This is a genomic window from uncultured Mucilaginibacter sp. (genome assembly GCF_937859865.1).
Lineage (GTDB): Bacteria > Bacteroidota > Bacteroidia > Sphingobacteriales > Sphingobacteriaceae > Mucilaginibacter_A.
The window spans coordinates 30,561-52,692 of record NZ_CALMAT010000121.1; the positions used below are offsets into that span (position 1 = coordinate 30,561).

Genomic DNA, 22,132 nt, shown 5'->3' on the forward strand with positions numbered 1-22,132 from the left:
TATTCTTCTTATGTTTGTGTCATCTTATTCCCGTTAGTCCCTGAAGAAATTCAAACTGGCGGGTTTCGTTTTTTATAAAGTCAGGCATTTTAATTTCACGGTTCATTCCCCTCCTCAAAATAATTAATAATCAACGATTTCATCACCATTTCCTGCTCCAGCAAAGTATAATTGGGGATGGTTTTAACTAACTTCCAATGTGGCCAGCCATCCTGGTCCAAGCCTTCCAGTTCGTAAAAACCAAGCTGGCTGAACAGTTTGCAGGTGGCAATGTGCATCAGTTCTTCCTTTTGCCGCTTGCTGAATTTTTGCGGCCCTTTGCCCAGTTCCTGTACACCGATCAGAAAAAGCATCACTTTAATATCGGGCACGTCCGAATCAAAATCGTGCGCAATGCGTTCCTGCAAAGCGGCCCATTTGGTGTTGGTTTCTGCTGCGGTCATAATAGCAAAGATAAGCGTTGATGCTGTTTTTACCGATATAAAATTTATGCCGGTAAAAACAGTATGGCCTTGCTGTCATTATATTGTTACAGCTAAACTTGGTTTTAAATTGAAGGTTAAGCAACAGATTTAGCACTTTTAGAAAAATTTAAATTAATATCTGTTTAAATAAAAGATATTTGCAAAAAACTTTAAGCTGTTAAGGTATCGTGAACAAACGTAAAGCATCTGTAATTTTATCCTGGCTGTTGCTGCTCTTTTTTGCAGCGGGCCAGATTATTATTTATGCGCACCAGCATCACACTAAATCCAATACGTTAATTGTTCATTCGCATGATACTGCAGGTCAGCAAATCGTTTATGAGAAATGTAACCTGTGCGACCAGATGCACCACGCACCAATCAACCTGGTACAGCCTTTAAACTATACTTATCTGGTAAGTCCGGTTGTCCGGCTTTATATTCCTGCATGTCATCATTATAAAGCGAATACTTTGATCCATGCTGATGGCTTGTCTCCGCCAGCTTTAGTTTAATTCTGAAATTACGGTTCGCGCTAACCGGATGATTATTAATTAAACATTCTACAAAAGATTTTTTATCTTATATGAAAATAAAGCTATTCAACTGCTTGTTGCTATTGCTGACAAGTATTGCAACCATTTCAGCTACGGTTACAAAAGTATTTGCTGCTGATGCCGCTATCGGGACATTATCCGGAACGGTAACAGATAAGACAGACGGCAAACCTATTTTTGGTGCCTCTGTAAGTATCCCTGATTTAAAGATTGGGACTTCTACCAATTCAAAAGGAGAATATACTTTAAACCGCCTACCCAAAGGTATTTATGTAGTTCAAATCAGTTATTTAGGTTACGCTACGGTTACGCAAAGGGTGGATTTTTCAAAAACCAGTGTGCTCAATATCCAGTTACAGGTTTCTGCCATTGAATCCGGCGAAGTAGTGGTTACCGGTGTGAGCCGGGCCACAGAAATTAAAAGAAGCCCGATACCGCTTGTTGCTGTTGGCAAGGAATATTTAGACAGGCGGTCCGCATCAGACAATATCATAGACAAAATAGCTAATTTGCCAGGCATCAATGCAGTTACTACAGGCCCAAATGTATCTAAACCCTTTATTCGTGGTTTAGGCTACAACCGGGTAGTTACTTTGCAAGACGGGATACGCATAGAAGGCCAGCAATGGGGCGATGAACACGGTATTGAAGTAGATCAAAATTCGATAGACCGGGTGGAAATTATCAAAGGGCCGGCAAGTTTAAGCTATGGTTCTGATGCCATTGGCGGCGTTGTCAACCTGATTTCTCCTGCACCGGTTCCCGAAGGAAAAATTTTAGGATCTGTACAAGGACTTTACGGAACCAACCAGGACTTGTTAAATGGTTCGTTCCGTTTGTATGGCAATCAAAACGGTTTGGTATGGGGAACGGTGCTATCTTCCAAAGAAGCAAAAGATTACCAGAACCAGCACGACGGACGGGTTTATGCTACCGGATATAAGGAAACGGATGCCAGGGTAATGGTTGGTGTAAACAAATCCTGGGGATATTCTTATTTCCATGCCTCTTTGTTTGATGATTTGCAGGATATTCCTGATGGCAGCCGCGATTCTGCCACCCGTCAGTTTACCAAACAGGTTACAGAAGCTGATCTCTTCCGGCCAATTGTATCTCAATCAGAATTAAATTCTTATCACATCCCAACTTTGCACCAGCATGTGCAGTTTTACCGCATTTACAACAACAGTAATTTTGTTGTTGGAAATGGCAACCTGATTGTTAACCTGGGGTACGAATACAGCCACCGCCGGGAGTATACACATCCGGAAGATGCTGATGTTGCTGGCCTAAACCTGCATTTAAGCACTTATACTTATGATGTAAAGTACAATTATAATTTTGCAAACGGCTACGAAGCCACGGTTGGCGTAAACGGGCAGTACCAAAACAATACCATTGGCCAGGCTACAGATTTTCCAATCCCTGCCTATCACCAGTTTGATGTTGGGCCTTTTGCGATTGTTAGAAAATCTTTCGGAAAATTAGACCTTTCGGCAGGGGCAAGGTACGATGTCCGTACCTTTAATGGCCAGGCTGCTTATATTGATACTTTAAGTAGCAAATATCCGCAGTTGTATGAAGGAAGCAACCCAACTGCAACACCAGGTGTGTCAGAACAATTTTCAGCCCTTAACAAAACGTTTTCCGGTTTTTCGGGAAGTTTTGGCGGCACGTACAATTTTTCTGATGCGTTTTTATTAAAGGCAAACATTGCCCGTGGTTTTAGGGCACCAAGTATTGCCGAACTTTCTGCCAACGGGCCAGATCCGGGTTCGCAGATTTATCATGTGGGCAACAGTAATTTTAAGCCGGAGTTTAGCGTGCAGGAAGACATTGGCGCTTTTCTTACGTTGCCAAGTATTTCTGCCAGTGTCGAGCTTTTTAACAACCATCTTGAAAATTATATATTTCAACAGCAATTGCTAAACCCTGATGGCTCGCCTGCAGTTAACCCAGCATTTCCATTATACAATATTTTTACTTATGTACAAAGCAAGGCGCGCATCCAGGGTGGCGAAGTTAGTTTAGACATCCATCCTTTGCCATGGCTGCATTTTGAAAATTCCATATCCTTAACTTACGGCAGGAATTTAGGCAATAGTGGCCAAATTGCCGATAGTTTAAAATACTTGCCTTTTATCCCTCCTTTGCATACGCATTCTGAACTGCGCGGCAGCTTTAACGCAGGCCTAAAAAGCTTTAAAGGCTTGTATGCTTTTGTTGGCTTTGATCATTATAACGCTCAAAACCGGTACTTTTCTGCCTACGGGACAGAAACTTATACCGCAGGTTACAATTTATTAAGCGCAGGCATCGGCGGAAACGTAGTGAACAAAAACGGGCAAACCATCGTGCAGTTGTTTGTTGAAGGAACAAACTTGGCCAATGTAAATTACCAATCCAACATGAGCAGGCTAAAGTACTTTGATAACCCTGATGTGCCTGCTGGTGTTCAGCGTGGTATTTTTAACATGGGCCGGAATATCAGTTTTAAGGTTGTTGTGCCTTTTGACCTTTCGCCAAAAAACAAACAGCAGTAATACAATTGCACCAACCAAAAAAGCCCTGCCTTTGCGCAGGGCTTTTTTGGTTACTGTTTTTAATTTTGATATTCCTTTAAATTTTACCGGTTATTGCGATGCTTCTTTTATGCCATAAAAATTGGTGAAAATTCTTTGTTTTAAAGATGAAATGCAAAATACCAATTTTTTAGTGCTAAAAGAAGCATCCTGTTTTATTGAATTTAAGCAGGATAAGTTTGCAAAATCTGCCTGTCCTTAACAATTATTGATACTTCTTTTATGCCATAAAAATTGGTGAATTTTTTGTTTTAAAGATGAAATGCATAACACCAATTTTTGGGTGCTAAAAGAAGTATCCTGTTTTATTGAAGTTTGATCATTGCGCAAATCCATTTGCCGTCAATAATTATCCATACTTCTTTTACCGGCAAAAAATTGTTGTTATACAGCAAAGCCCCTGATGGGCAGGGGCTTTTACTAACCAATTATAAACCTAAATTATGAGAAGGGCTGTAGGAGAAGGGGTCGAACCTTCACGAAGTGGTTATCACGTTGCCGTGGTTTCCCATGTTCTTCGCCACCGGGACAAGGAGGTGTGTCTGCCAAATTTCACCATCCTACATTTTCTTGTTAAGCAATTTAAAGAACGTTGTTTTTCTGATTGCTTGATACAAATTTAAGGCACGTATCAATTCCTTGCAAATATTTCAACAAAATAATTTTATTTTTATTTTTATTTAAATTATAATTGTGAAACGTTACATATTTCAAAATTTATGCCTCATAAAAAACCTCATAATTCAGAAATTGATAATTTGGATATCCAGATCCTGTCTATCCTGATGAAAAACGCCACTACGCCTTACACCGAAATTGCCAAAGAATTGATCGTTTCTGGCGGGACCATCCACGTTCGGATGAAAAAACTGGAAGATTTGGGCATTATCAAAGGCGCAAACCTCGAAATCAACCCGCAGAAATTAGGTTATGATGTTTGTGCTTTTCTGGGGATTTTTCTTGAAAAAGGATCACAGTACAACGAAGCCGTAAAACAATTAAAAACCGTGAACGAAATTGTAGAACTGCATTATACCACCGGGAGCTGGAGCATCTTTGCCAAAATCATTTGCCGAGACACCACGCATTTAAGGGAAATTTTGAACGAACAGATCCAAAGCGTGCCCGGCATCCAGCGTACAGAAACGTTTATATCTTTAGAAGAAAGCATCAAAAGGCAAATTATACTTGATTAATTAACCATTTATTTTTTAAGGTCGTATAAATTGCAATTGTATTAGTTTTGTACGCTGTTAAACTTATAAAAATTTATTTGTTTAACTAACAATACCAATTAACTAAATATTGCTGTATGAAAAAAGATTTTTGGGGAACCGTAACCTCCAAGGTAATAAGCTGGACCGGAAGTACGGCCGGAATTATGTCAGCGAACGGATTAATGGTCATATGGCTTATTTACGGCTATTTTGAACATTTTTCCGAAGAGTCTCAAATGATCCTTAATACGGTTACTTCCATCATTACTTTTGTAATGCTGTTCCTCATCCAAAAAGGGCAAAACAAAGCTGATAAAGCCACACAGCTTAAATTAGACGAAATTATTTATGCTTTGGAAACAGGGAACAACAAAAGGTTGGGGATTGAAAAACTAACCGAAGAAGAGTTGGACGAGATCAAGGAAGAATATAACCTCGACGAAGATGACTCTGAAGAGATAAAAGAAAACATAGAAGAAAAAATAGCAACAAAGTCCCAACGATAATAATTACAGCTTTGTTGCTATTTTAAGATTCAGAAATTACTGTTTTTTACGTTCGCCTTTCATTTTAGAAGCTATTTTCAGCGCTTCCAAAGCATTTACAATACCGCCGGATTTGCTTAAAGTTGTAAAATCAACTTTTTCTTTACTGCCTGGCTTCAGCACATTAGTGCCGTTTAATGGTTTTGCCGAAGCAATAATCACTTCTTTTAACTGCTTGGCGCTAAGCGTTGGGTAATATTCTAAAACCAAAGCGGCAACGCCGGCCGTAATCGGCGAAGCAAAACTAGTTCCGTCGGCCGTATTAAATTCGGCATCTTTATCAATTGAGGTTACTTTTACGCCCGGCGCAAAAACATCCACGCTGTTTTTACCATAATTACTAAAGGTAGCGGCCAGGTTTTCATCATTTAAAGAACCAGAAGCGCCAACGCTGATCAGGTTATCTACTTTGGTTCCGTCGAGCAAATTATCGTTCGGGAATTCCGGTTTTACATCAACATTCTGGTTATCGTTTCCCGATGCCTGCACCAACAATACATCTTTTTCGGCTGCATATTTTATCGCATCGTCCACCCATTTTTTATGCGGTGATATTTTTTTGCCAAAACTCATGTTCACCACTTTTGCGCCGTTATCAACAGCATAACGGATGGCGTTTGCAATATCTTTGTCGTACTCGTCTCCATTTGGTACTGCTTTTATCGACATAATTTTGACGTTATCAGCAACGCCATCAATGCCATAACCATTTCCTCGAACGGCACCAATCAAACCGGCAACACCCGTTCCGTGCGAAGCATCTTCAAACTTTAACTGGTTGCTGCCGTATTTTTTATCGTTGATGTCATCCGGGTTATCGCCAACTACACGTTTACGCGCTTCCAAATCCGGGTTAACATCGTTGTTTAATTTGGTGATGTATTCGCTCAGTTCCGTAATGGTTTTGGTATCCGTTTTGGCATTGTCGGCATCTTGCAAAATCAAGCCCCAAATGTATTTGCTCTTGCTCAACGTATCGTTTTTTGCATCTAATTTGGTCAAATCATTTTTGGTAAACGATTGCCCGGCTTTCAAACTCAATGATTTTTTGATAAAAGCATCTGTGGTAACCAAAGCGTTCATCAAAGGCGTCAATTGGTCTAATTCTGCCTGGGATTTGCTTACGGTAGAATCACGCACGTCTTTCACTTTTACCCAATACGCATATTCTGCTTTGTCTTTTGCAGCAGCGGCTGTGGTAATATTGGCGTATTTGTTTTTCAACCTAAAATACTCGCGCACTTCTTCGGTGGTCTCGTTTACATCACATTTATTGTTCGGGCCGCCCAAAAAGTTCCAGCCATGCAAATCGTCTATGTAGCCATTGCCGTCATCGTCTTTGCCATTGCCAGCTATTTCTTTGGTGTTAGCCCACAAAACCGGGCGTAAATCTTTTTGTAAAGTATCAATCCCACTGTCAATGGTTGCAACCACAACCGTCTTGCTTTTTTTGCCCTTCAAAAAATCGTAGGCCTGGTTTAAGCTGATGCCAAAAAAACCGTCCTGTTTCAAATCCAGCGTATGCCAGTTTTTTGGCGGATCGGCAGGTTTAGCGGTCAATTCCTGCGCGGTAACTTGGGTAATGTTTATGGTAAACAAGGCAACTGCAGCCCATGCAGTTGTTTTAAAACTAATCTTCATGAATTTATATTGTAATTTTTAGATTTATCACTCAGCCGGTTTTGTCATTTTTGCCGGCCTAAAAACAGTATTTGCCCGGAGAAATAGGTACTGGAATTTGAAAAAGCTTTTGATACAAAAAAGCTTATTTTAACGTTTTACTTTTCAACACGTCATCCTGCCAACAATTAATTGAAAATGCTTTTTCTTACTTTTGTCAAATCTACAAATTAATGCAATTGCAAAAACGGTTAATGGTTATTTTGCACGAAATGAAGTGTTTGTAACAGCATTTTTAACGAAGCAAAAATACTTTTAAGTATGGCTTGGTTTTAATTATAATTTATTGCTGTTACATTAGTGTTATAAATAAATATTGTTCTGCTAATAAAATTGAATGGAAGAAGAATTTGATTACAATTTCTCTGAAGATCCCCGGTTTTCTGTAGAACGATATGAGGAGATGATCCGCAATCACGATCAGTATTTTTTTGATGCGCAGGTATTTGAAAATATTATTGATTTCTACATTGAAAAAAACGACCCGGTAAAGGCTTTGCAGGTGGTGGGTTATGCGCGCAACCAGCATCCGTTTGCGGCTGTGTTTTTGATCAAACAGGCACAGCTTTTTATCGTAACCAACCAAGTGGCCGATGCTTTTGCTATTTTGGACAAGGCAGAAAGCTTAGAGCCATCGGAAGCAGATGTGTACATCATCCGCGGCAACTTGTTTGAAAGTTTGGAACGCCACGAAGAAGCACTGGAGAATTACCAAAAAGCTTTAACACTGGCGGAAGAAACCGACGATATTTTACTGCATATTGCTTTTGTTTATCAAAGCAAAGGCGAGTACGACAATGCCATCACTTACCTTAAGCTTTGTTTGGAACAAAACATGGAAAACCAAGACGCTTTGTACGAACTGGCTTTTTGTTATGATGTGATGGACCGCCAGAACGAAAGCGTGGAGTTTTACGAGCAATACATTGATAAAGAGCCTTACAGCTATGCGGCATGGTACAATTTGGGCAATGCTTTTACCAAACTCAGTTTGTTTGAAAAAGCCATTGATGCTTATGATTATGCCATCTTGATCAACGAAAGTTTTACCTACGCTTATTTTAACAAAGGCAATGCGCTGATCAACCTGGATAAATACACCGAAGCCATTGAAGTTTACAAGCAAACTTTGGAGTACGAATCGGCCAGCGCAGATACGTATTGTTCTATCGGCGAGTGCTACGAAAAGCTGGAACGCATGGACGAAGCGCGCGCTTATTATAAAAAAGCAGTCCGTAAAGATGCCAAAATGGGCGATGCCTGGTTTGGTATCGGCGTAACTTTGGATTTTGAAGAACGTTATTTTGAAGCTTTGCGCTATTACAAACGGGCTTTGGAGTTAGAAAACACCAACCCGGATTATTGGTTTGCCATTGCCGATGCGAACTATAAATTGGGCAATTTGCCCGAATCAGAAGAAGCTTATGCCAAAGTGATCGAACTCAATCCATTGGATGTGGATGCCTGGCTGGATTATTCTTCCATTTTGTACGAACAGCACAAGTTGACTGCAGCCATCGAAACGATAGCCGAAGCCATCAAGAACAATCCGGATGCAGCCGAACTTTTTTATCGAATGGTGGCTTATCTTTTTGCCAAAGGCGAATACAACGAAGCGTTGAAATACTTAGAAATCGCCTTGACTACCGATCCGGAAAAGCATTACATTTTGTTCGAATATTTGCCGCAGTTGCAGGAAAACAAAGCCATTGTTGATATCATCAACCGCTTTTACCGCAATTGATTCATTTTTTTAAAGCTTGCTTAAATGCTTCTTTTAGCATATAAAAATCAGTGTGTATTTTATAAGAAAGCATAAAATTTTATGTGCTAAAAGAAGCATCAGGAACAAAATTTTAAACAGGCACTTAGGCTGATGAAAGAACAAGCTTTTGTTTTTTTACATTTGTGGCCAACAGAAGGAGCTGATTGTAGCAGGTTCTTGACCAAGATTGATTTTTGAATGAATTATTTTCTTAGTAATATCCCGGAGCGGACACAAAAACCACGTTCATCAGGCTTTACCATGGTGATGGACAAAGGCTTAAGCCTGCGGCAGGTAGAAGATTTTCTGGAAGTTTCCGGCGAACATACCGATATTGTTAAATTAGGCTGGGCAACTTCTTACGTTACACCAAACCTCAACGAAAAGTTGAAGTTGTACCGCGATGCCGGCATTCCGGTTTATTTTGGCGGTACTTTGTTTGAAGCTTTTATCATCCGCGGCCAGTTTGATGATTACCGGCGTACGCTGGACAAATACCAGATGGATTATGCCGAAGTTTCTGATGGTTCCATCACGATTGAGCACGAAGAGAAATGCCGGTACATCAGCGAGTTAAGCAAGCAGTTAACGGTAATTTCTGAAGTTGGTTCTAAAGATGTAGAAAAGATCTTCGCGCCATACAAATGGATCAAATTGATGAATGCCGAACTGGAAGCGGGTTCTTGGAAAGTAATTGCCGAAGCACGCGAAAGCGGAAATGTGGGCATTTACCGCGATTCGGGCGAAGTGCGGCAAGGTTTGGTGGATGAAATCCTCACTCAAATCCCTGAAGAAAAAATTATTTGGGAAGCGCCGCAAAAAGCACAGCAGGTTTGGTTTATCAAATTGATTGGCGCGAATGTAAACTTAGGAAATATTGCGCCGGCAGAAGTGATCCCGCTGGAAACCATCCGTTTAGGTTTGCGCAGCGATACCTTTGATTTCTTTTTAAACCAATAAAAGCCATGCTTCTTTTATCGGCAAAAAATTGGCGTTCCAATTGTGAAAGATGAAAAAATACGGATTGATCGGTTTCCCGCTAACGCATTCTTTTTCCAAAAAATACTTCGAGGCGAAATTTGAAAAAGAGCAGATTGAGGACAGTTCTTACGAGCTTTTTGAGATTGACAACCTGAGCGATTTCCCCGAATTTATCAAAGCGCACCCAGGCCTGTGCGGCTTAAATGTTACCATTCCGCATAAAATTGGCGTTGTTTATTATATGGATTGGATGGATGAGGAAGCTAAGCAGGTAGAAGCCATCAATTGTATCCGTGTGGTAGAAGAAAGCGCGCTTGCGACTGCATTTTCCGGGGAAGTAGGTTTTGTAGGCCAGGACTTTCGTTTGGAAGGCTACAATACCGATATTTATGGTTTCGAAAACTCCTTAAAACCCTTACTGGAACCGCATCATAAAAAAGCATTGGTTTTGGGCAACGGCGGCGCATCCCGGGCAGTAAAGTATGTGCTGAAAAAACTGCGCATCGCGTACCGAACCGTATCACGAAGGCCAAAAGCAAACCAAATTTCGTACGAACAGGTAACACCAAAGCTGATGGCCGAACATTCTTTGATCATCAACACTACGCCTTTGGGCACTTCGCCGGATACCGGTGCTTTTCCGAAAATCCCTTATGAAGCCATTACCAATCGGCATTTGTTGTACGATTTAATTTACAACCCTGAGAAAACGGTATTTTTGCAAAAAGGCGAAGCGCAGGGCGCAACAATAAAAAACGGTTACGAAATGCTTCTTTTACAGGCAGAAAAATCGTGGGAAATTTGGAACAAAAAATCCTAACATGCACAAAAACGCTTGGCCTTTCTATTTTGCTTTCGGGTTGATCTTTCTATTTTCCTGCAACAATAGCCATGATTTTACACCGAAGCCGCGCGGTTTTTTTCGTATTGTTTTTCCCCAAAAAAAATACCGGGAATATCAAAGCGGTTGTCCGTTTACTTTTTCTTATCCGGTTTATGCACATATCGAACCGGATAAAAACCGGAATACGCAGCCTTGCTGGTTTAACATCGAATATCCGGATTTTAAAGGAACACTCCATTTAAGCTACATGCCGGTCACTTCAAAAAAAGTTTTTAACGAACTGATTGAAGATGCGCACACGTTTGCTTTTAAACACACCATTAAAGCAACGGCCATTGATGAAGGAACGATTGCTTATCCCGACCGTAAAATGTACGGTATTTATTACCGGATTGACGGAAACGCGGCTTCTTCGGCCCAGTTTTACTTAACCGACAGCACCAAAAATTATTTGCGTGGCGCTTTGTATTTTAACGAAGTTCCTCGGCAGGATTCCATCAAACCGGTTTTGGATTTTGTGAAGCAGGATATTGATGTAATGATCAAAACCTTGCGCTGGAAAAACTGATGCTTCTTTTATCGGGTAAAAATTGGTGTGTTTGTTTCGGGTGGAAATTGCTGCACTGACATTTTGCAACGAAGCGAGAAAAGTTATTTCAACAACAAAAAATCTTATCGCTTTGAAGAAGATTCCTCCCGTTGGTCGGAATGACAGCAATGCTTCTTTTATCGGGTAAAAATTGGTGTGTTTGCTGTCATTCAACTTTTATCCAACACCTTTTCTGCATCGCGCGTTACTTCCAAATTAGTAATTTGTTTTTTAGGAAAGTTAAACAGCGCGGAACTAATTACCGGAATGATAAACACCGCAACCGTAAACAAAGAAACAAACAAATCCATGCTTTTGCCTTCCAGTATTTCTGAAAAAGGCGTTCCCGGAAAAAAATGCGTGTACAAAGAAGCGGTGAGTTTTACGCCCAAGACACCGATTACCACAAAGGCAACGGTTTCTAAAAACGTAAACTTTTCCATCAGTTTTACAAAAGCCTGCGCTACAAAACGCATCGCCAAAATCCCGATAAAAACGCCGGTATAGATCAAAAAAACATGATCGGTAAAGGCAACGGCAGCAAACACGTTATCAATGGAAAATGCCAAATCCATCACTTCTACCAAAGCCACGGTTGCCCAAAAAGTACCCACCAAACCGACGGTAGATTTGTAAATCCAGCTTTCGTTCTTGTTTACCGTTTCTTCTTCGCTGCCGCCTTCTTCTGATTTTCCTTTAAAATAATCAAACGCCAGATACAGTAGATACAGGCCGCCCAAAGGTTTCAGCCACCAAATTTTAACTAACCAGGCCGCCAGAAAAAGGCAAATTCCGCGAAATACATAAGCGCCCAAAATGCCGTAGCGCAACGCTTTGCTGCGCTGTTCTTTCGGCAAATCAATCACCATGGTAGCCAAAACGGCCGCATTATCAACCGACAGCAAACTTTCGATCACGATCAAATTTAAAATGATGAGCAAACCGGCCTGTATGTCTTCGCCCAATAAATGATGTAAAAAATCCATTGCTTATTTATTTAATGATACTGTTTTTATGACCAATTTTTTGTCGTTTTGTTACTGGTCTTTCAAAGAAACTAAATCAAATCCGTGTTCAGCATCGCTTTTAAAATATTGGCCTGCGCATCAAAATTAGCGATGTTTTGCAGAAAGCTGATGTCGCTCAGCTTTTTATAATTCTCGGCCAGCAACGTTTTTATTTCCTGCGGAAGATACGTTTTTGTAACGCCAATCCGGCTTTGCAACTGGTCGTTTTTATCTTTCAGTTCCCGGATCATTTTTTCTTTGTGAGAGATATGATTGTCGAAACTAACATTTTTTAGCTTTGAAAAATCACAAAACAAAAACAGGTTTCTGGCCGGATAAAAAATAAAGTATTTATCGGTTTCTATAAACTTGTAAACCTCGGCAATGGCGTTTCCGGCTTTTATCCCGCAAAAAAATTCGGTTTTAAAATCGTATTTACACAGCAAGCCCAACAACTTTTTCTGGATGATGGCGTAAGCGTTGGTGTAAATTTCGGCCGGATTGTAATGTGTTAATTCGTCCAGCAATTCGCCCGAAACTTCATAATAAAAATCCTGCGAAAAGCGCGAACTAAAGTTGTTGATATTTTTGGAAAACGGATATTCGTCCACATTGTCCGACAAAAACTGGTACAAACGCCGCAACGAAATATTCATTTTCAACGACTGCTTTTGCTGGTCCTGCCTGTAGTTTTTTTTGCTATAAAAGGAGTTGGAAAGCTTATCAATCAGTTCGTTGTTCAACTGCATTTCATCAAAAAGCAAGCTTACGTTTTTTTCGTTGCTCTTTTTAATCTTCTTTAAAAGTTCTATTAAACTGGAGGTGTATTGCAGATGAAAAAGTTCGAGGTTATTGGCGTCCAGTTCCGGGTTTTGCTCAAACATTTGATGGATTACCTGGCTGCGCAGATAAATTTTGTAAATGATATCTTCCTCAAAAAAAGCAGCAAGCAACTGTAATTTACTGATGATCCGTTTTGATGCATGAAATATCGCCGCCAGATGCTCGTTCATTCATACAAAATTACTTAATGTTGGTTACATTTTTCTTCAGTTCGGTTTCTAAATTTTGCAGTTCGGTATTCAGCGTTTTGCGGTTTTGGTTGCCTTCTTCGTGGATGCGTTTTACTTCGTTCAGCGTTTCAATCAACGATTGCGTGGTGCGTTTTAAAGTATCCAAAGAAACAACGGTTTTTTCGTTTTCGCGCGCTACGTCAATGCTGTTTTGTTTCAGCAGTTCAGCGTTTTTTTGCAAAATGGTATTCGTCGTGTCCGAAATCTTTTTCTGCACTTCCACATGCTGTTTTTGCCGTTGTAAAGCTACGGCGATCGTCAACTGGTTTTTCCAAACGGGAATGGTGGTTGAAATGATAGACTGCGCTTTTTCGGCAATGGAAGTATTGTTGTTTTGCACCACGCGGATTTGCGCCAGCGATTGCATCATGATAAAACGGACAACCTTTAAATCGGCCAAACGCTTATCCAATCGGTTCACAAAATCCCGCAGATCGGCAATTTCATAATCCTGGTAATCGGCCGGGCTTGCATCCATTTGCGCCAGCTTTTCGCTCAGTTCCTTATACTTTAACTGACCGGAAATAATCAGTTCTTCCATTTGTTTAATGTACGAAACGTTGCTATCAAACATGGTTTGCAACGAGCTGTTGTCTTTAATGGAATTTAAGCGGCCGGCTTTAATTTTATTAGTGATCTTGTCAATGTTGCTCACCACGGTATCGTATTTCTGAAAAAGCTTTTGCGCATCAAAAACCATTTTTTTTAAAAACGGGATTTTTGAAAGCAAGCCTTTAAAACCGCTTTGGTCAAGTTCGTCCACATCAATGTAGTTCAGTTCGCCCAGCAAATCAGTAATCAAGCCGCCAACTTCGCCCGAATTATACGTGCGAACGGAAGTTAAAAACGCATTGCTATATTTTTCCATCGAGTTTTGCACTTCCACACCGTAATTCAAAATCGAATTGACATCGGATGGATTGATGGTTTTGCTGAGTTCGGCAAATTTCTTTTCGTCTTCGGGCGTAATTTTCGACAGATCAACGTTGCCGTCTTTATCCAATTTTACTGGCGTTGCCGTTGGGTTTACAGGAATGGGGGTTAATTCTTCCATCGTTTGTTTTGAGTTAGATTGATTTCGGCTGCAAATGTTACAGCAATTTAGGCTGATGCTTCTTTTACCGGTATAAATTTGATACTTCTTTTACCAGTATAAAATTGGTGTCAATTACAAAAACTGGTTCATCACCGTATTGATGGTTTCGGGCAGTTTTTTATCTTTCGTTGGTTCGCCAACGGCGTTGAATTTCCATTCGCCATTGCGTTTGTAAAACACGCCCATCACCATGGAAACGTAGCCCGAAAAATTAGAATTATGGGCGATATCATACGTGGCAAAAACTTCGCGTACCATTTTTGGCGTACCTTCATAAATGCGGATGGAAGCAAACGGGATTTTACCAAAATCATGTCCACGGAAACTGTTCAATACAAAAGCTACATGTTCAATATTGCTGTTCAGTAGCGAAAAATCAAGCGTGATGACTTCGTTGTCCAAACCATCATCACCGTCAATATCGCCGGTCAAATCATCACCGCTGTGCCTTACCGATCCATTTTTGGATTGCAAATTGCCAAAGTAAATGGTTTCCTGCAGTTTCTTCTGCGCATCAAACAAAGCACAACTGGCATCCAGGTCCACTGCTTCTTTGGTCGTTCCGAAACCGAAAAAACCTTTCTTTTCGATTGCGCCCCAGTTGATGCCCACGCAAATATTTTGCAGCTTGCTGCCGTTGCTTTTTTCGAGGTTGATGCGTTGCCCCTTTTGAAGGTTGATAGCCATAATTTTAGTTGTATTTGTTTAAGTAATCCTGCAAACCGCCTTTCATGCCCACGCCCACGGCTTCAAATTTCCACTTGCCTTCGCGTTTGTAAATGCGGCCAAATTCTACCGCCGTTTCGATGGAAAAATCTTCTTCCAGCTCGTATTTCAACAATTCTTCGTTGCTTGCCGTATCAAAAATGCGCACAAAAGAATTTTTTACCTGGCCAAAATTTTGTCGGCGACTGGCAGCTTCGTGTATCGTAACGACAACAATCAACTCTGTAGCACGCGGATCAATCATAGAAAGATCAATCTTCACCTGCTCGTCATCGCCTTCACCGGCACCAGTTAAATTATCGCCGGTATGTTCCACGCCGCCATCCGGAGAAATTAAATTGTTATAAAAAACGAAATGCTCGTCGGAAAGCAACTTCTTGTTTTCGCCTAAAATAAAAACAGAAGCATCCAAATCAAAACTGGTGCCCGTTGCCGAATTATTGGTATCCCAACCTAAACCAATGGTAAATTTGGGTGCATTGATATTTTCGCGTTGTCCTTTTTGCAAATTGATGGCCATGTTATACTTGTTTTTTGGTTTTTATAGAATTCAAATTTACACCATAACTTTGCATAAACTGGTAATTGCCAATACTGTTTTTACCGGCATAAAAGAAGTATGGTAAACTCAAGGCTGGTTTAACAAAGTTTGCGCTCTGGCTAAATTATCTGTTGCCTGCAAAATCTTGTCTTTTAATTTTAAATTATAGTTAGGATGATTTTTTAGGAAAAATGTTACATCCTGCGCCGCTTCTTTACTTTGGTAACTGCCAAAAATTGCGCCCAGCCAGGATTGCGGAAAGAAAACATCGCCGGTTTTCTGTATTTCTTCCACCATTTCCAAGCTTTCGGGCAAATATTTAACCGAAGTTTTTTGCCGCAACGGATGGTTTAAATAAGCCAAAGCCGTAACCACCGACGACTCTTTCTGCCGGTTCTTCCGTTCTTTTAAGCTGTTAAAAAAAGCATCACGTTCTGCCGGATTGTTGGATAAAGCTGGCGTTATAAATGCCAATCGGACTTTGCGGTCAACATTGGAAATACGGTTTTGCTGTTCCTTCAAAACGGAAGTTGCGGTATCATTTTTTAAAGCGATAGAAAGCGCCAGCGACGTGTAATCGTCTTCGGTCAGCTTTACGCCTTGCGGCGGCTGTTGCTTTTTCCAGATTTCGTAAATTTTACTTTGCGCGGCTTCGTTCAAATACACATCCTGATAGGCTTTAAACAAAAGTTTTTTGTTGTTTGGCAATGTTTGCTGCTCCATCGCCTGCCAAAGTTGCTGCTCTAAAATTGCGCTTAAAGCAAGCCTTTTTTCGGGCAAAGTAAATTCCCAGTAAATGTTGGTGATGTAGGCGGTGATGAGCCGCAAATTCAACTCGTTTTTCTCTAATGTTAAGCCTTTTGCAAGCTGGTTCAACAACTCCTGCGGCTTAAAATACCGGCCGTTCAGCATGTTTTCGTAAGCGTTGATGTAGGCAGAAGCACGTTGCAACGGACTTTCAAAAGTAAACCAACGATCAGCCAAAGCTTTATCCGCAGGAAACAAACCGTAACCCATGCCATCTACATTAAACTGAATAAAAAGTGGCTTGGCCAAACCTAATGCTTCTTTTACCACTACTTTTTCAGTGTCCATATTTATGCGGATTATTTTGTTATGATCGGCATAAACCAAAGCGATCATAAAAACTTGTGGCCAGATGCGCTTTGCGCCCATTTCGGGATGTTGTGTGATGATCAAATTGCTGATGCTATTTCCGGTGTAATTAATGCTGTAACCAAAAACCGGACGGCCGGGCTGGTTTACCCAAACTTTGTTCCAGGCGTACAAATCAACTTTGCTGTGCTTGCTCAAAATCGCGATCAAATCATTCCAGGTTGCGTTGCCGTAAGCATATTTTTTAAGGTATTCGCGGATGCCTTGTTGGAAGTTTTCTTTGCCGATCAACAGTTCCAACTGGCGCATCATAATCGGTGCTTTGTGGTAAATGATGTTGCCGTACAGCGAACCGGCATCCTGCAAATTATCCAATTGCTGGCGAATGGGGTTGGCACCTTTTGTACGGTCAACGCCGTAAGCCGCCGGATAATGATCGAGCAAAAACTTGAGGTTAAAAGTTTCGCTGCCCATCATCCGTTCGGTTACTTTATCGGCCATAAAATTGGCAAAAACCTCTTTCATCCAAACATCGTTAAACCACTCCATCGTTACCAAATCGCCAAACCACATGTGCGCGGTTTCGTGCGAGATAACGTTAGAACGGGCAATAAACTGATCTTTGGTAGCGCCTTCGTCCAGAAACAAACCAGATGCTTTGTACTGCACTTCGCCCGGATGCTCCATGCCGCCAAACTGAAAATCGGGAATGGCCACAAAACCAACTTTTTGAAAAGGAAATTTAATGCCCGTCCAGCCTTCTAAAAAAACAATGGCGTTTTGATGGGCGATAAAGATAGAATCAACACTTAACTTGATCTTTTTTGGATCGGTTTCGCGGTGCAAAAATTCGGCGTTTCGGTTTCCCAATGCTTCTTTTACGGCACTATATTTCCCGGTGGTGAAAGAGAATAAATATGTTGGCAATTTATCGGAGTTGGCGAAATGATACGTGGTTTGTTGCTTATTTACAACTGAATCTTTTTTAACCGCATTGGCTAAAACTTTCCATTCCGCCGGGACTTGTAGCGTTAACAGGAAGTTGGCTTTTAGATCAGGCTGATCAAAGCATGGAAAAACAGTTCGGGCGCGATCCGGAACAAAAAGTGCATACAAATAATCATTGTTTCGATTGAGTGAAGCATCGCCAGCGATAAAATCAAGATCAATTTTATTTGTACCGATGTGCAGGTATCGCCGGGCGATGAGCAGATGTTCTTCCTGCAAATTTGTTTCTATCTTTTTTCCGTTAACAACGATTGATTTTACATGATCGAAATGCTGCTTAAAATCCAATTGTAACGGCTGCTCATTTTTGTTTAGGTTGAAACTAACACTTTCCGTCGCCGTGATCGCTTTACTTTTTTCGGCTGGGATATCAAAGCTCAATTCGTATTGAATATTGCTGATTACTGAATGACGATAAGTAGCCAGCGCTAAAGAAACACCTGGTTGTACCGCAATTGGCTTATTGTTTTTTTGCTGGGCGGAGCAGGGCATACTTAACGCAAACACCAAAAAAAGACCGATAAAAGAAGTATTAAAAAACAGCAGTTTCATTAAAAATTAAGGTTTAATCAATTGTAAAATTACACCGTAACTCATCCAAGCCATCGTTCCAACCACTAAAACGCCCAAGGCTGTTAACCAAAACGGTTGTTTGTAGTTGGAAATGATTTTGGTTTGATAAGCGGCAATCAGCATAATCCCTAAAGAAATAGGCAAAATAAAGCCGTTGATGGCGCCAACTGTAAGCAGCGTTTTTACCGGTTTGCCGATAATCAGAAAGATGACGCAGGAAACCAAAATAAAACCAATAATAATTTGCCGGTTGTATTTTTGAATGAACGGATGGAAACTTCTGACGAAAGAAACCGACGTGTAAGCAGAACCAACAACCGAGGAAATCCCAGCCGAAAACATCACCAAACCAAAACTTTTATAACCAAGCGCACCTGCTGAAATTTGAAAAACCGAAGCCGCCGGATTTGCGGGATCCAATTTTCCGCCAGCACTAACTACGCCCAAAGCGGCAATAAACAAAAGGATACGCATTAAAGAAGCCAGCCCGACGGCACTTAACGCACCTTTATTAATGGCCGGAAGGTTCTGTTGTCCGGTCAGCCGCGCATCCAGCAACCGATGTGCGCCGGCAAAAGTAATGTAACCGCCAACCGTTCCGCCAACAATAGTTAACACGGCCGTAAAGCTAAATTGTGTTGGATTGACAGAACGGATGACGGCTTCGGCAAGCGGCGGTTTGCTAATATAAGCGATAAACAGCGCTAACAGAATTTTCAGTCCGCCCATAGTTTTAGCGAAAACATCCATCGCTTTTCCGGCTTCGCGATAGATAAAAATACCGATGGCCATGATTGCGCTCATCACCGCGCCCTGGCCAACACTTACGCCAAACAAAACATTCAACCCCAAACCGGCACCGGCAATATTGCCGATATTGAAAGCCATGCCGCCCAGAAAAACTAGAAAAGAAATAAAGTAACCCAAGCCGGGAAAAACCTGGTTAGCAATATCCTGTGCGGGACGATCCGCAACGGCAATAATGCGCCAGATGTTTAATTGCGCAATAGAATCTAAAATGATGGAAAGCAGGATTACAAAACCAAAACTGGCGCCCAACTGCGCGGTGAAAACGGCGGTTTGCGTTAAAAAACCAGGGCCGATAGCCGAAGAGGCCATCAAAAAAGCGGCGCCAAGCAAAACGCTCCAGTTCTGTTTTTTCATTCAATAACAGGCGCTTTAATGGTAATGTCCTCAGCTTTTAATTTGGTATGGATCAGCTTGGCAAACTCTACCGCGTGTGCGCCATCGCCATGCAAACACAACGTTTCGGCTTTCAGCGGAATGCTTCTTTTATCAATAGAAATTACCTGTTGTTGCTTCACCATCAGCATGACTTGTTGGATGGACTGCTGCTCGTCGGTAATTAAAGCGTTGGCTTGTGAGCGCGGCGTTAACGAGCCGTCGTTTTGATAAGTGCGGTCGGCAAAAACTTCGGATACTGTTTTTATGCCTGTTTTTTTGGCAGCGGTAATCATTTCGCTTCCGGCTAAAGCGTATAAAATTAAGGTTGGGTCGAAATCATGCACCGCTTCTGCAATGGCTTTGGCCAGGGCCGGATCTTTGGCCGCCATGTTGTACAGCGCGCCATGTGCTTTTACGTGGTGCAATTTGCCTTGCGCGGCTTTTACAAACCCGTATAAAGCGCCAATTTGGTAAAGTGTTATCTGGTAAGCTTCGTTCGCAGAAACCTTCATTTCCCTTCGGCCAAAACCTTGTAAATCTGGCAAACCCGGATGCGCACCGATGGCCACGCCTTTTTTTACGGCCATAAAAACAGTATGCTGCATCACTTCCGGGTCGCCGGCGTGGAAGCCGCAGGCAATGTTGGCCGAAGTAATAAAATCGAACAAAACAGCATCATTGGGCATGGGATAATTGCCAAATGCTTCGCCCATATCACAATTTAAATCAATGGTTTGCATACTCAAAACGTGTTATAAATTTTGCTTTTGATGGCAACCGGCAGCTTTTGCAATTGCCGCTCCCGATCAAGATACAGCATTTCTGCCTCGTGCCTGCTTATTTCTTTAAAATAAATTTTATCGCCGGGTTTTAATTGCGCGCACAAAGGCAAATCCACCGCGGCAACTTGGGCAATACGCGGATAACCGCCGGTGGTCTGGCAATCGGCCATCAACAAAATCAGGCTGCCGTTGCCCGTTACTTGGATGGTTCCCGGCGTAATGGCTGTAGAAAGCAGTTCGGTTTTGATAACGCGGTTAATTTTGAAACCATCCAAACGATAACCCATCCGGTTGCTTTGTGCCGATAAAGTATAAGGTTCGGATAAAAAATTGACAATGGAACGGCCATCAAACCAGGTAAATTCTTGCGCTGGCACAATGCGAATTGTTTTTTTATCGGCTGATAAAAAAAGCGGACGGGCAATGCTCCAGTTCGGATAATTTATGGTTTTGCTTTTCAATCGTTCTAAAATAGTTGCGGAATCCAAATTAAGTTGATCAGAACTGTTTAAAATATCGCCTTGCCTGATTTGCCTTCCCCAAAAACCACCAAAACCGGCCGTTAAAAAAGTGCTTCTGCTGCCCAAAACAAGCGGAACATCCCAACCGCCGGAAACGGAAAGATAAGTACGGCTTCCGGTTGGGTTATGCACAAAATTCAATACTGTTTTTGCAGGGATAAAAACCGGACGGTCTGTTGGAATGATTTGATTTTCAACCTTTAAAATCGCGCCATCGCCAGAATAAGCAATCAGAATATCGGTATCAGCCTTGAGTTTTACATCAGCATAAGTTAATTCGATGACGGCTTTATCGTCTTCATTTCCAACGGCTTTGTTGGCAATTCTTGCCGCTAAAGTATCCATCGCCCCGGAAACCGGGACAGCTTGTGCGAGATATTCATATCGGCCAAGATCTTGTATTGTGCTAAGCAAACCGGGTTTGATGATGCTGATCTGCATTGCCTTAATAGCTGATGAGTTTAAATTCATTAACAGAAACAGGTTTAAAAACCACGTTATCGCCAGCCTTAAGCAAAGCAGGTTGAGGCCGATCAGCAGCGAATAATTGAAGCGGCGTGCGGCCGATAATTTGCCAGCCGCCAGGCGTTTCCATCGGGTAAATTCCGGTTTGTTTTCCGGCGATACCGACAGAACCTGCCGGTATTTTTTGGCGCGGAACGGCTTTTCGCGGCGTATCCAACACTTCATTCATTCCGCCTAAATAAGCAAAACCGGGCACAAAACCGATCATATAAACTTTGTAAACGGCAGCGCTATGCAGATGGATAATTGCTTCCATGGAAAGCTGGTGGCTTTTGGCCAATTCTTCCAAATCCGGCCCGAAACCGTTTCCATAGCAAACCGGAATAGTGATGGTAGATGCTTCTTTTACCACTATATTTTCCGGCTCAAGTTTCAGTTTCTGCAAATACCAGGAAACTTTTGCAAAAGAATCTACACCCGGAAAATCACTCTTACTTACCTTTAAAGGATCATAAAAAACGCTGATGGTATGGTAAGCCGGAACCGAGCATCGAAAACCGGGAAAAGGATTTTGGCTGATCAACCGGTCAAAAGCAGTAATCTGCTGCAATCGGGCTTCGCTGATTTCCGGCCCGAAAGCTACCGTAACGGCTTGTTCGCTTAAAAAATATATATCAAAATTGGGTTGAACCGCTGGCTGGCTTTGCATACGCGTTCAAGTTAGTACAAATGTTTGATACTGTTTTTATCGGCTAAAAATTAACATCCCTAATTTATACCGGTAAAAACAGTATTGCTTTTTTTAAGCAGAATCA

The 22,132-nt window shown here is 41.5% G+C and carries 20 protein-coding genes; 8 read left to right on the top strand and 12 right to left on the bottom strand.

Going from position 1 to position 22,132, the window contains the following annotated elements:
* Window positions 1–95: 95 nt before the first annotated feature.
* Entirely contained in the window at window positions 96–443 is a 348-nt protein-coding gene (locus tag Q0192_RS13065; RefSeq protein ID WP_299289929.1) for a hypothetical protein, read from the bottom strand.
* 209 nt (window positions 444–652) lie between these two features.
* Between Q0192_RS13065 and Q0192_RS13070 the strand changes: the two genes are divergently transcribed.
* From Q0192_RS13070 to Q0192_RS13085, 4 genes are all read left to right on the top strand, one after another.
* Complete coding sequence (locus tag Q0192_RS13070; protein WP_299289930.1) at window positions 653–979, top strand: hypothetical protein; 327 nt, start codon at window positions 653–655, stop codon at window positions 977–979.
* Window positions 980–1,050: 71 nt separating this feature from the next.
* Window positions 1,051–3,564, top strand: a complete 2,514-nt coding sequence (locus Q0192_RS13075; protein ID WP_299289931.1) for a TonB-dependent receptor — start codon at window positions 1,051–1,053, stop codon at window positions 3,562–3,564.
* Window positions 3,565–4,322: 758 nt separating this feature from the next.
* Window positions 4,323–4,799, top strand: a complete 477-nt coding sequence (locus Q0192_RS13080) for an Lrp/AsnC ligand binding domain-containing protein (protein ID WP_299289932.1) — start codon at window positions 4,323–4,325, stop codon at window positions 4,797–4,799.
* Window positions 4,800–4,915: 116 nt separating this feature from the next.
* A complete protein-coding gene (locus tag Q0192_RS13085) occupies window positions 4,916–5,326 on the top strand; it encodes a low affinity iron permease family protein (protein ID WP_299289933.1) in 411 nt (136 codons plus the stop codon).
* Between the two features lie 36 nt (window positions 5,327–5,362).
* Here Q0192_RS13085 and Q0192_RS13090 read toward each other — a convergent pair whose 3' ends face one another.
* Complete coding sequence (locus Q0192_RS13090; RefSeq protein ID WP_299289935.1) at window positions 5,363–7,006, bottom strand: S8 family serine peptidase; 1,644 nt, start codon at window positions 7,004–7,006, stop codon at window positions 5,363–5,365.
* A gap of 376 nt (window positions 7,007–7,382) precedes the next feature.
* Between Q0192_RS13090 and Q0192_RS13095 the strand changes: the two genes are divergently transcribed.
* The 4 genes from Q0192_RS13095 to gldD all read left to right on the top strand — a co-directional run bounded on the left by Q0192_RS13095 (window position 7,383) and on the right by gldD (window position 11,203).
* A complete protein-coding gene (locus Q0192_RS13095; protein WP_299289936.1) occupies window positions 7,383–8,789 on the top strand; it encodes a tetratricopeptide repeat protein in 1,407 nt (468 codons plus the stop codon).
* Window positions 8,790–9,008: 219 nt separating this feature from the next.
* Complete coding sequence (locus tag Q0192_RS13100) at window positions 9,009–9,770, top strand: phosphosulfolactate synthase (RefSeq protein WP_299289937.1); 762 nt, start codon at window positions 9,009–9,011, stop codon at window positions 9,768–9,770.
* A 49-nt stretch (window positions 9,771–9,819) separates the two neighbouring features.
* Complete coding sequence (locus Q0192_RS13105) at window positions 9,820–10,611, top strand: shikimate dehydrogenase (RefSeq protein ID WP_299289938.1); 792 nt, start codon at window positions 9,820–9,822, stop codon at window positions 10,609–10,611.
* A 1-nt stretch (window position 10,612) separates the two neighbouring features.
* Complete coding sequence (gene gldD / locus Q0192_RS13110) at window positions 10,613–11,203, top strand: gliding motility lipoprotein GldD (protein WP_299289939.1); 591 nt, start codon at window positions 10,613–10,615, stop codon at window positions 11,201–11,203.
* 191 nt (window positions 11,204–11,394) lie between these two features.
* On the opposite strand, the gene Q0192_RS13115 is transcribed toward gldD, so the two are convergent.
* The 10 genes from Q0192_RS13115 to pxpB form a co-directional block, all read right to left on the bottom strand.
* Window positions 11,395–12,210, bottom strand: coding sequence for a DUF475 domain-containing protein (locus tag Q0192_RS13115; protein ID WP_299289940.1), 816 nt, complete (start codon window positions 12,208–12,210; stop codon window positions 11,395–11,397).
* Window positions 12,211–12,281: 71 nt separating this feature from the next.
* A complete protein-coding gene (locus Q0192_RS13120; protein WP_299289941.1) occupies window positions 12,282–13,244 on the bottom strand; it encodes a hypothetical protein in 963 nt (320 codons plus the stop codon).
* Between the two features lie 10 nt (window positions 13,245–13,254).
* Window positions 13,255–14,358 (bottom strand): toxic anion resistance protein, encoded by a 1,104-nt coding sequence (locus tag Q0192_RS13125; RefSeq protein WP_299289942.1) that lies wholly within the window; start codon window positions 14,356–14,358, stop codon window positions 13,255–13,257.
* Between the two features lie 114 nt (window positions 14,359–14,472).
* The gene (locus tag Q0192_RS13130; RefSeq protein ID WP_299289943.1) at window positions 14,473–15,087 is read right to left on the bottom strand and encodes a TerD family protein; all 615 of its coding nucleotides are present in this window, start codon (window positions 15,085–15,087) and stop codon (window positions 14,473–14,475) included.
* 4 nt (window positions 15,088–15,091) lie between these two features.
* Window positions 15,092–15,646 carry a TerD family protein gene (locus Q0192_RS13135; protein ID WP_299289944.1) on the bottom strand — a complete coding sequence of 185 codons (555 nt, stop codon included), beginning with the start codon at window positions 15,644–15,646 and terminating at the stop codon, window positions 15,092–15,094.
* A 108-nt stretch (window positions 15,647–15,754) separates the two neighbouring features.
* The gene (locus Q0192_RS13140; protein WP_299289945.1) at window positions 15,755–18,343 is read right to left on the bottom strand and encodes a M1 family aminopeptidase; all 2,589 of its coding nucleotides are present in this window, start codon (window positions 18,341–18,343) and stop codon (window positions 15,755–15,757) included.
* Window positions 18,344–18,349: 6 nt separating this feature from the next.
* Window positions 18,350–19,528 carry an NRAMP family divalent metal transporter gene (locus Q0192_RS13145; RefSeq protein WP_299289946.1) on the bottom strand — a complete coding sequence of 393 codons (1,179 nt, stop codon included), beginning with the start codon at window positions 19,526–19,528 and terminating at the stop codon, window positions 18,350–18,352.
* Window positions 19,525–20,289 (bottom strand): 5-oxoprolinase subunit PxpA, encoded by a 765-nt coding sequence (locus Q0192_RS13150; RefSeq protein ID WP_299289947.1) that lies wholly within the window; start codon window positions 20,287–20,289, stop codon window positions 19,525–19,527. Before Q0192_RS13150 ends, Q0192_RS13145 begins: the two co-directional genes overlap by 4 nt.
* A gap of 2 nt (window positions 20,290–20,291) precedes the next feature.
* A complete protein-coding gene (locus tag Q0192_RS13155; protein ID WP_299289948.1) occupies window positions 20,292–21,323 on the bottom strand; it encodes a biotin-dependent carboxyltransferase family protein in 1,032 nt (343 codons plus the stop codon).
* A complete protein-coding gene (gene pxpB / locus Q0192_RS13160; protein WP_299289949.1) occupies window positions 21,298–22,026 on the bottom strand; it encodes a 5-oxoprolinase subunit PxpB in 729 nt (242 codons plus the stop codon). Before pxpB ends, Q0192_RS13155 begins: the two co-directional genes overlap by 26 nt.
* Window positions 22,027–22,132 lie beyond the last annotated feature (106 nt).